Source organism: Staphylococcus rostri, from assembly GCF_002902145.1.
GTDB lineage: Bacteria > Bacillota > Bacilli > Staphylococcales > Staphylococcaceae > Staphylococcus > Staphylococcus rostri.
Map to the genome: position 1 here is coordinate 1 of NZ_PPRF01000148.1, position 395 is coordinate 395.

2 tRNA genes are annotated in these 395 nt (G+C 40.0%); both read left to right on the plus strand.

Going from position 1 to position 395, the window contains the following annotated elements:
• Positions 1–104 precede the first annotated feature (104 nt).
• Positions 105–181 (plus strand) — tRNA-Ile (locus tag CD122_RS11540).
• Positions 182–203: 22 nt separating this feature from the next.
• A tRNA-Ala gene (locus tag CD122_RS11545) sits at positions 204–279 on the plus strand.
• Positions 280–395 lie beyond the last annotated feature (116 nt).

Sequence of the window (395 nt, forward strand, 5' to 3'; positions counted from 1 at the left end):
TTCTAAGGATAATAACGGAATATCACCTTTAGGTGATAAGCGGATTAACGTGACATATTGTATTCAGTTTTGAATGCTCATATTTGAGGATTCAAAATTCAAATGGGCCTATAGCTCAGCTGGTTAGAGCGCACGCCTGATAAGCGTGAGGTCGGTGGTTCGAGTCCACTTAGGCCCACCATTTGAAATTCAACTTAATATATGGGGGCTTAGCTCAGCTGGGAGAGCGCCTGCTTTGCACGCAGGAGGTCAGCGGTTCGATCCCGCTAGTCTCCACCATATTTAAATTAATATGAAAATTAAATTGTACATTGAAAACTAGATAAGTAAGTATAAATGATTTTACCAAGCAAAAACCGAGTGAATAGCGAAAGCTTGAAACTAAAATTATCGCT